An 8,841-nucleotide genomic window follows, 5' to 3' on the forward strand; every position below is an offset into this window, starting at 1 on the left:
GTCCGGCGGTGTCATGTCCGGCTCATTGGACAGTTGCGAGACAATGGATGCCATGCCGACCTACCGAGATGAAGCTGTGGTGCTGCGGACCCACAAACTCGGTGAGGCCGACCGCATCATCACCCTGCTGAGCCGTACCCACGGCAAGATCCGCGCAGTTGCCCGCGGGGTGCGGCGCACGTCGTCGAAATTCGGTGGGCGGTTGGAGCCGTTCAGCCACGTCGACGTACAGTTCGCCAGCGGGCGCAATCTGGACATCATCACCCAAGCCGAGACTTTGCACGCCTATGACGCCCCGCTGCGCATCGACTACGGCGCCTTCACCGCGGGCGAGGCAATGGTCGAGACCGCTGATCGGCTGGTCACCGAAGAGGGTGAACCGGCGCTGCAGCAGTATCGGCTGCTCGTCGGAGCGTTGCGCACCCTCGGCTCTGGCACTCCCTGCGGACCACGCCCGGCGACCATGATCCTCGACTCCTACCTACTACGAGCATTGTCGGTGGCGGGATATGCGCCGGCGCTGGCCAGTTGCGCTCGCTGTGGGCTGGAGGGTCCGCATGCGGGGTTCTCTCCCGAGGCCGGTGGCATGGTCTGCCAGGCCTGTCGTCCGCCACGCACTGCGCTGCCGAGCGATGACGCCTGGACGCTGATCTCCGCACTGCTTGCCGGCGATTGGCCGACCACCGCCGAGGTTTCCGACCGGGCCCGCAACGAGGTGAGCGGACTGATCGCGGCCTTCGCGGCCTGGCATATGGAACGCGGCCTGCGTTCGCTGCCACTGGTGGTCCGCTGAACCCGGCGCGGGCCACCAGCCACATTGAGAGGGCTACCGCGAGGCGGCAGTCGTCGTGACGCTCACGTCGCTCGACTGCCCATTGCGCTGAACGGTCAGCGTGATCTCCTGCCCAACCTGACTGGCCCGTACCAGCGCCACCAGCGACTCGGTCGAGGTCACCGGGTTGCCATCGACAGCGGTGATCAGATCGCCGGCTTGGACACCGGCAGATGCTGCAGGAGAACCGGAGGTGACATTGGTAACCTCCGCACCCAGCTGACCGGTTCCGGTGACGTCCTGAGCGCTGATGCCGATCTGCGGATGCTGGGCAGAACCCGTGGCGATGAGCTGATCCGCAACATATTTCACCTGGTTGGCGGGGATGGCGAAGCCGAGGCCGATGCTGCCGGATTCGCTGGACGACGATGACTGGCCCGAACTGAGCGTCGCGATCGACGAGGTGATGCCGACCAGTTCGCCGGACGAGTTGATCAGCGCGCCACCCGAGTTGCCGGGGTTGATCGCGGCGTTGGTCTGAATGGCTGCCGTCACAACCACATCGGTGCCGCCGGAGGAATGCGAAACCGGCGAGTTATCCGTCACGGCTTCGGTGGTGACCGGGCGGTTGAGCGCGGAGATGATGCCGGTGGTGACCGTATCGTCCAGGCCGAGCGGGTTGCCGATCGCCATCACCTCGTCTCCGACCGCCAGGGACGACGAATCGGCGAAGCTCATCACATTGAGATCCGTTGGTGGATCCACCAACTGAAGCACGGCGAGATCGGTCGTGGAATCCGTGCCGATGACCGTCGCGTCGTAGGCGACATTGTCCAGTACAACCGTGATGGTGGCTTGCGACCCGACGCCGGAGATCACGTGGTTGTTGGTCACGATGTGACCTGCGGCGTCGATGACCACGCCCGAGCCCAGGCTCTCGGAGCCGTTCGCCGCGGCCACCGTGATCGACGCCACTGCCTTGGACGCTGCCTGGGCCACAGTGGCCCAGTCGGGGTGCGAGCCGTCGGCCTGAACGATCTGAGTGGTGGTCGCCGCGCCTGTCTGACCGCTGCCCAGGTAGGTTGCCACGCCATAGCCGGCACCGCCGCCACCGACCGCGCCGGCCAGTACGGCGAGTGCCACGATGCCCGCGACGCGAGATCTCGGCTTGGTGGGTTGGGTACTGGTCAGTGCGAGCGGGGCAGCCTGCAGGGTGCTTGGTTGTGGAGCTTCCTGTGCGCCGCCGGTTTCGGCCTGCTCCTGCTGGGCGTAATCAGGCTGGGGTTGCTGCTGCGTGCCGGGTCGGCTGGCCTGCTGGCCGAAGTAGGCCTGTTGCGCATTTACCTGCTGAGGCTGACCGGGCTGCGGCTGCTGAGGGTACGGTCCCTGAGGCGTAAAGGAGTTGCTGTTCTGCTGCCACGCCTCGCGACTCCATGGGTTCGGGTTCTGAGTACTCATCGTGATGGTCTCCTTATCGGGTTCGCCAACCATCACATGCCAACTTGCTGCGAGTTTTCGGTGAGTAGTCTATGAAGTTGCTGGGAGTTCTTCGGCCACCGCGGAGCATTCGGGACATAAGCCGTAGATCTCTACGAAGTGCTCGGGTTGGGTGAAACCATGCTCCGCGGACACATTACGGGACCATTCCTCGAGCGTTTCGCCGCGTACCTCCACGGCCCTTCCGCACCGGCGGCAGATCAGATGATGATGATGGACAATCGAGCACCGGCGATACGCTGCTTCGCCGTCGGCGGTGCGGATCGCGTCGACGATCCCGGCGTCTTCGAGCCACTGGAGTCCGCGGTAGACGGTCGCAAGCCCGATGGCTTCCCCGTCGGTCCGCAGCGCAGCGTGCAATTGCTGGGCGGAGAGGAAGGTGTCCACCTGATCGAGCCGATCAAGAATCAGCTGACGCTGCCTGGTCAACCTGGGGCGCGATGCGGTGTGGTCAGTGCTCATCGAAGTGATCTCCATGTGGCGCGTGTCGATGCCCGTCATGCAGATAGTCCACATGATCGCCGTGTAGCACCGCGGGGCGCAAGGCGGATTCGCCCACCGATTCATGCGGTTCGGCTCTCTCAAAGACCCGCTCGTCGTCCTCGACAGGGGCGGGACGGGACCGGCGGCGGCGTTCGAGCGTCGTCGAGATCGGTAGCGTAGCGATGAAGACGAGAATTGCCAGAACCACGATGGTGGCACCCGAAGCAGAGTCGAGATAGTACGAGATCACTACGCCGAGCGTCGCACAGACTAACCCGATCATCATTGAGGTGTACAGGCTGCGCCGAAAACCCTGGACGATGTTGTTGCTGGTGGCGACGGGAATCACCATGAGTGCGCTGACCAGCATCAGGCCGACTGTGCGCATGGACACGGCGACCGTGACGGCAGCCATCACGACGATCATCAGATTCAGTGCGCGGGTCGGCAGCCCCTGTGTGCGTGCGTAGTCTTCGTCCGCACAAACCGCGAAGAGCTGTGGGGACAGCCCAATTGCGGTGACCAGGACTAGTGCCGACATCGCTGCGACGACGATCAGGTCGGACCGGTTGACCGAGGTCAGTGAACCGAAAAGGAACTGCGAGAGCATGCCCGCACCACGCCCGGCCAGCCCGGCCATCAGGACACCACTGGCCAGCCCGCCGTAGAACAGGATCGCCAGACCGACATCGCCGGACGCCCGGCCGCTTTGGCGGAGCAGTTCGATCAGCACAGCACCGGCGACGCACACGGCAACGGCCACCGGCACCGGGGCCTGGCCCGTCATCAGCGCCAGGCCGACCCCGGCGATCGCGACGTGGCCCAGACCATCGCCGAGCAGGCTGAGTTTGCGTTGGACGATGTAGCTGCCAACCGCAGGCGCCATCACCCCCGTCAATGCGCCGGCCAGTAAGGCTCGAACCATGAAGTCGAGCGCCAGTATCGAGATCAACTCAATTCTCCTTGCCGTGGCGCACTGTCAGTTGGGGTTCGAGCAGCGATCCGCTCGTCGGCGCGTCGTCCGCGCAATGATCGGTGGGCGGGCCTGAGATGAGCGGTCCGTTATAGATCACCCGCCCGGCCTGCAACACGATGTTGCGCTGGAGCAGTGACTCCATCGCGCCCAACTCATGTAGAACGGTCAGGATGGTGAGCCCGCCCTCGCTGTGCAGCCGGGCGAGCAGATGAGCCAGGCTGGTCTGGGTGCGCACATCCAGCGCGGCCAGTGGCTCGTCCAGTACGAGGAGATCGGCCTGCCCGGCCAGTGCACGCGCGATCAGTACCCGTTGTTGCTGGCCGCCCGACAGGTGTGCCATCGGACGCGGGCCCAGGCCGGCCAATCCGACTCTTTCCAGGGCTTGGCCCACCGCGGCCTTGTCGACGGTGCGCGGCAGCCGAAGCAGCGGACGCCGGGAGAGTCGTCCGAGCATCACCACCTCCTGCACGGTGGCGTTCGGCACTTGCAGTCGGCCGCGCTGAGGAACATAGCCGATGCGCGACCACTCCTTGAAACGTCCGAGCGGCTGACCAAAGAGGTCTATTTCGCCGGTCTGATGGGGAATCAGCCCCAAGAGCGTGCGAAGCAAAGTGGTCTTGCCCGAACCGTTGTCGCCGAGCAGCGCGACCACCTCGCCGGCGCTGACATCAAGATCGACACCAAAAAGAATCTGCTGGTCGCCCAGCCAGGTATCGACGCAGGACGCATGTATGACGGTTTCACTCACGCGCAGCCATTCGCTTTCCGCAGCGAGTCGAGGTTCGAATGCATGACCTCAATGTAATCGCTACCGCGGGAATCCTGGCTCAACGTCTCGATGGGGTCGAGCACGTCGGTTGCCAGTCCCAGATCGGAGGCGATTGTCTCCGCCACCTTGGGCGAGACGGCCGTTTCATAGAAGATCGTGGTCAGGCCGCGTTGCGTGGCGACCTGCTGGACCTCGGCAATACGCGCAGGGCTGGGCTCCTCGTCGGGGGACAGCCCACTGATGCCAACCTGCTCCAGCCCATAGCGGGCAGCCAGATAGCCGAAAGCAGTATGGGTGGTGATGAACGTAGTGGTGCGGCAACTGGACAATCCGGATGCGAACTGCGAATCGAGGTCGGTGAGCTCAGAAGCCAATTGTGTGGCGTTTTCGGTAAAAGCCTCAGCGTTCTCGGGTTGGATCGTGGATAGCGCTTCTGCGGTGTGATCGGCGATGTCGATCATATTTGCCGGATCGAGCCAGACATGCGGATCGTATGCGCCGTCGTCATGGCCGTCCTCCTCTTCGACGCCATCCTCGCTCGCCGTGCGCAGATTCAAGAAGGTGGCGGTATCTAAGACGTTCTTCGGAGGCTCCTGCTCGACCGCTTCATCAAGGGATGCCTGCAGGCCCGACTGGTATACAACCAGATCGGCGTTCAACACCTGCGTGACCTGCTGCGGAGAGAGTTCCAGATCGTGGCTGTCCGAACCGGGGGCGAGCAAGTTGATCACCGTCGCGTGATCGCCGGCCACCTGGGAAGCGACGAACTCGAAAGGGTAGGCCCCGACCACGATGGTGGTCGCTGAGTCGTCCTGGCCGGTAGGTGATGAACAGCCGACGGCAGCGAGGACGAGCATTGCGCCACCCAGCACCGCCGTCGTATGACGCAGAGGTCGTAGAAAGAACATGACAATCATTATCATCCGAGATCTTGGTGGGCGCAAATCTTCGTAGTTCTCGTTTCGGGTTTCAACCGTTAGCCTGGTGGATGGTCGTCGTCTGCGTCCGAACGAGTCGCGGACGTCGCGCCCGATGCCAGCCAGGTACCGGGGAGCCGTCCCTGTTGTGGGGACCAGAACAGTAGGGCATTTTCATGGCTGAGAGCACTCTCGAGAAGGTCATCAACCTGTGTAAGCGGCGGGGATTCGTGTTCCCGTGCGGCGATATCTACGGCGGCACCAGGGCCGCCTGGGATTATGGGCCGTTGGGCGTTGAGCTCAAGGAGAACATCAAGAAGCAATGGTGGCGTTACATGGTCACCAGCCGCGATGACGTGGTCGGTCTTGACTCGTCGGTCATTCTCCCGCGGGAGGTTTGGGTGGCCTCGGGGCACGTCTCGGTCTTCACCGATCCGTTGATCGAATGCCTGAGCTGCCACAAGCGGTTCCGCGCCGATCAGCTCGCCGAGGAATACGCCCACCGCAAGGGCGTCGATGATCCGGATTCGGTCGCGTTGACCGAGGTCCCGTGCCCGAACTGCGGTACTCGTGGGCAGTTCACCGAGCCGCGCGATTTCAACATGATGCTGAAGACCTATCTCGGTCCTATCGAGGACGAGTCCGGTCTGCACTATCTGCGTCCGGAGACTGCGCAGGGCATCTTCATCAACTTCAAGAACGTGTTGAACGCCACCCGTCAAAAGCCGCCGTTCGGTGTCGGTCAGGTGGGCAAGAGCTTCCGCAACGAGATCACTCCCGGCAACTTCATCTTCCGTACCCGCGAGTTCGAGCAGATGGAGATGGAGTTCTTCGTCGAGCCCGGAACAGACGAAGAATGGCACCAGTACTGGATTGATCACCGCAAGGCCTGGTATGTCGGTCTGGGTCTGGCCGAGGAGAACCTCCGCTTCTACGAGCACCCCAAGGAGAAGCTCTCGCACTACTCGAAGCGCACGGTCGACATCGAGTACAAGTTCGGCTTCGCCGGCTCGGACTGGGGCGAGCTGGAGGGCGTTGCCAATCGCACCGACTTCGACCTGTCGACCCACAGCAAGCATTCCGGGACCACTCTGGAGTACTTCGACCAGGCGAAGGGTCAGCATTACACGCCCTATGTCATCGAGCCGGCAGCCGGTCTGACCCGCTCCTTGATGGCATTCATGGTCGAGGCCTACACCGAAGACAAGGCCCCCAACACCAAGGGCGGCGTCGACACCCGCGTGGTGCTCAAGCTCGATCCTCGTCTGGCTCCGGTGAAGGTCGCCGTGCTGCCGCTGTCTCGTAACGAGGCGCTGTCGCCGAAGGCGCGCGAGTTGGCGGGCGAGTTGCGCAAGTACTGGAACGTGGACTTCGACGATGCCCAGGCCATCGGCAAGCGCTATCGCCGCCAGGACGAGATCGGTACGCCGTACTGCATCACCGTCGACTTCGACAGTCTGGAGGACGACGCGGTGACGATTCGTTCGCGCGACACGATGGCCCAGGAGCGGGTCGCGATTTCGCAGGTCCGGTCGTACTTGGCCGAGCGACTGCCTGGCTGCTGAGTCGGGGTCGTCCGCTCAGCCGGATTGTGTAGCGCAGGGGCCCGTGATGGGCCCGGAACCTACACGATCCGGTCGAGGGGGCGGGGTTGGCGGCGTTGGACGGCCGGGGGCGTGCGTCCCGCCTGGACGTCGTGGCGACGGCGTGATAGACATAGAGACGTCATGATGTCTGGAGGCCACTGGCCACAGCGCGACACCGCTGGCGGAGGGGGACGCTACGAATGGGCAGTGAGCCGCTCTATTTGCGGGTGGAGCGCAGCCTTGCATCGCAGATCAGTGATGGCATCTGGGGTCCCGGCGAGTATCTTCCCAGCGAACAGGCTCTGCAGGAGCGCTATCAGGTGAGCCGCACCACGATCCGCAAAGCCATCGGCGATCTTGTCGTCGATGGCTTGCTGGAGATTGATCGCGGCAACGGCACGCGAGTCGTCGATGCGCAGGTGCCTCAGGCAGAACCCAACATGATGAGCTTCAGCGCGACGATGCGAGCCCTGGGGCACGAGCCCGGTGTCCGAGAAACTCACGCCTGCCTGATGGACGCGCCTGATGAGGGCGTGTCGGCCGGACAGTTCTCGGGCGGACGAATCGTCCATATCTCACGAGTACACACTGCCGATGACGAGCCAGTTTCGCTGAGCGAGTCGTGGCTACCTGCGTCGGCCTTCGCCGGGGTCGATGTCGGGGGCATCGCGGCCCGCGAATCCCTCTACGCCGAACTCTCCGCGCTGGACGTAGGCATCATTCAGGTCAGCGACCGCTATGGCATCGCCGAGGCATCCGAAGCCGAGGCCTCAGCTCTGGATATCGGACGCGGAATCCCGCTGCTATGTGTCGACCGCATCGGCTACACGGCGCTCAATCGTCCGATCGAGACAAGTCGCATCTTGGTGCGAACCGACCGTTACCGTCCGATGATCACAACAAGGAGCAAGTAGATTCCGATGAGTAACACTCAGACCCGGCCCAAGCTGGAAGATCGTCCACACGACCAAGGCACGTACGGTCTGTCGGCGCGCAAGCTGGCCATCATGGCGGTCTTCATCGCCTTGTCGGCGGTAGGCGCACTGATCAAGATCCCATCACCGGTCGGTACCGTCGCCCTTGACGCTGCACCTGGCTTCTTCATCGCTATCGGATTCGGCGGCTGGATGGGCGCAGTCGTGGCTGCGATCGGCCACCTTCTCACCGCGGGCATCACAGGCTTCCCGCTGACCCTTCCGGTGCATCTGGCGATCGCGGCAGGCATGGCCGCGTGTGCTTGGATCTTCGGCTGGTTCGGCCGCAAGGGCACCGCAGGACTGGTCATCGGCTTCGTCCTGGCGGGCATAGTGAACTGCCCGGTGCTTGCTCTCATCATGGTTCCGATCGGCGGCTGGCCGCTCTACCTGGCGAGCTTGCCGTCGCTGGCCATCGGCTCGGTCGTCAACCTGGCGATCGCCGCCATTGCATATCTGTCGTTGCGTAATACCCGTCTGTTGAGCTGAGCGTGCCGGAAGAGCTCCGGGCCGAGGCGGTCAGCTACCGCTACCCAGCGGCCGACCAAGACGCGTTACGCGAGGTCAATGCCTATTTCGGTGCGGGCACATCGACTGCGGTCATGGGTGCGGTCCAGGCCGGCAAGTCGACTCTGTTGCGCGCCCTTGCCGGCGTGATACGCGCGTCGGAGCCCGGTGAGTTCGCAGGACGCATCCGCTACGGAGCAGCCGACTTCGCCGACTACCGCGTACAGACCCTCAGCCGCTACATCGGCTTGGTGTTGCAAGACCCTGCAAGCCAGATCATTGGACGAACCGTAGGCGAGGATGTCGCTTTCGGTCCGCGCAATCACCTCCTGACACGTGCGGAGATCAAGCGGCGAGTGG

Annotated in this window: 10 protein-coding genes; 5 read left to right on the forward strand and 5 right to left on the reverse strand. The window is 63.6% G+C overall.

Going from position 1 to position 8,841, the window contains the following annotated elements; translation table 11 throughout:
* The first annotated feature begins 52 nt into the window (after positions 1-52).
* Entirely contained in the window at positions 53-793 is a 741-nt protein-coding gene (gene recO / locus AAFP05_RS03765; RefSeq protein WP_341728533.1) for a DNA repair protein RecO, read from the forward strand.
* Positions 794-826: 33 nt separating this feature from the next.
* On the opposite strand, the gene AAFP05_RS03770 is transcribed toward recO, so the two are convergent.
* From AAFP05_RS03770 to AAFP05_RS03790, 5 genes are all read right to left on the reverse strand, one after another.
* Positions 827-2,230 (reverse strand): trypsin-like peptidase domain-containing protein, encoded by a 1,404-nt coding sequence (locus AAFP05_RS03770; RefSeq protein WP_341728522.1) that lies wholly within the window; start codon positions 2,228-2,230, stop codon positions 827-829.
* A 69-nt stretch (positions 2,231-2,299) separates the two neighbouring features.
* A complete protein-coding gene (locus AAFP05_RS03775) occupies positions 2,300-2,731 on the reverse strand; it encodes a Fur family transcriptional regulator (RefSeq protein ID WP_341728523.1) in 432 nt (143 codons plus the stop codon).
* On the reverse strand, positions 2,721-3,701 hold the full coding sequence (locus tag AAFP05_RS03780) for a metal ABC transporter permease (RefSeq protein WP_341728534.1): 981 nt from the start codon (positions 3,699-3,701) through the stop codon (positions 2,721-2,723). The genes AAFP05_RS03775 and AAFP05_RS03780 overlap by 11 nt, the downstream gene beginning before the upstream one ends.
* A 4-nt stretch (positions 3,702-3,705) precedes the next feature.
* Positions 3,706-4,476 (reverse strand): ATP-binding cassette domain-containing protein, encoded by a 771-nt coding sequence (locus AAFP05_RS03785; protein WP_341728524.1) that lies wholly within the window; start codon positions 4,474-4,476, stop codon positions 3,706-3,708.
* Positions 4,473-5,405, reverse strand: a complete 933-nt coding sequence (locus AAFP05_RS03790) for a metal ABC transporter substrate-binding protein (protein WP_341728525.1) — start codon at positions 5,403-5,405, stop codon at positions 4,473-4,475. Before AAFP05_RS03790 ends, AAFP05_RS03785 begins: the two co-directional genes overlap by 4 nt.
* A 185-nt stretch (positions 5,406-5,590) precedes the next feature.
* Here AAFP05_RS03790 and AAFP05_RS03795 point away from each other — a divergent pair, with 185 nt between their 5' ends.
* From AAFP05_RS03795 to AAFP05_RS03810, 4 genes are all read left to right on the forward strand, one after another.
* The gene (locus AAFP05_RS03795) at positions 5,591-6,979 is read left to right on the forward strand and encodes a glycine--tRNA ligase (protein WP_341728526.1); all 1,389 of its coding nucleotides are present in this window, start codon (positions 5,591-5,593) and stop codon (positions 6,977-6,979) included.
* Positions 6,980-7,200: 221 nt separating this feature from the next.
* Positions 7,201-7,914 (forward strand): GntR family transcriptional regulator, encoded by a 714-nt coding sequence (locus AAFP05_RS03800; protein WP_341728527.1) that lies wholly within the window; start codon positions 7,201-7,203, stop codon positions 7,912-7,914.
* A 6-nt stretch (positions 7,915-7,920) separates the two neighbouring features.
* Positions 7,921-8,463 (forward strand): ECF transporter S component, encoded by a 543-nt coding sequence (locus AAFP05_RS03805; RefSeq protein WP_341728528.1) that lies wholly within the window; start codon positions 7,921-7,923, stop codon positions 8,461-8,463.
* 2 nt (positions 8,464-8,465) lie between these two features.
* On the forward strand, positions 8,466-8,841 hold a 376-nt coding region (locus tag AAFP05_RS03810), incomplete at its 3' end, for an ATP-binding cassette domain-containing protein (RefSeq protein WP_341728529.1).

It is taken from the genome of Brooklawnia sp. (genome assembly GCF_032229645.1).
Lineage (GTDB): Bacteria > Actinomycetota > Actinomycetes > Propionibacteriales > Propionibacteriaceae > Brooklawnia.

Coding starts and splice junctions, on each gene's coding strand:
- recO (WP_341728533.1), top strand. CDS start 53: ATGCCGACCTACCGAGATGAAGCTGTGGTGCTGCGGACCCACAAACTC.
- AAFP05_RS03770 (WP_341728522.1), bottom strand. CDS start 2,230: ATGAGTACTCAGAACCCGAACCCATGGAGTCGCGAGGCGTGGCAGCAG.
- AAFP05_RS03775 (WP_341728523.1), bottom strand. CDS start 2,731: ATGAGCACTGACCACACCGCATCGCGCCCCAGGTTGACCAGGCAGCGT.
- AAFP05_RS03790 (WP_341728525.1), bottom strand. CDS start 5,405: ATGTTCTTTCTACGACCTCTGCGTCATACGACGGCGGTGCTGGGTGGC.
- AAFP05_RS03795 (WP_341728526.1), top strand. CDS start 5,591: ATGGCTGAGAGCACTCTCGAGAAGGTCATCAACCTGTGTAAGCGGCGG.
- AAFP05_RS03800 (WP_341728527.1), top strand. CDS start 7,201: ATGGGCAGTGAGCCGCTCTATTTGCGGGTGGAGCGCAGCCTTGCATCG.
- AAFP05_RS03805 (WP_341728528.1), top strand. CDS start 7,921: ATGAGTAACACTCAGACCCGGCCCAAGCTGGAAGATCGTCCACACGAC.